Genomic DNA, 266 nt, shown 5'->3' on the forward strand with positions numbered 1-266 from the left:
GTTGAAAAGACAAAAGGTAAAGTAGAAGATCTTGTTAATATTGCGAGCCATTTAAAAGGAACGGCTACAATAGGAATGGGGCATACACGTTGGGCAACTCACGGTGTTCCAAGTGATAGAAATTCTCACCCTCATTTGTCTAATAATAATAAGATAGCAATCATTCATAATGGTATCATTGAAAATTATGATACGATTAAAAAAATGCTTACTGAAAAAGGATTTACATTTAAATCTGAAACTGATACTGAAGTATTGGTAAATCT

At 32.3% G+C, this 266-nt stretch carries 1 pseudogene; it reads left to right on the forward strand.

Going from position 1 to position 266, the window contains the following annotated elements:
- Positions 1–266: pseudogene (locus tag SCA31_RS23760) on the forward strand (glutamine--fructose-6-phosphate aminotransferase); the annotation flags it as partial.

It is taken from the genome of Chryseobacterium sp. SIMBA_028 (assembly GCF_046535285.1).
Classification (GTDB): domain Bacteria; phylum Bacteroidota; class Bacteroidia; order Flavobacteriales; family Weeksellaceae; genus Chryseobacterium.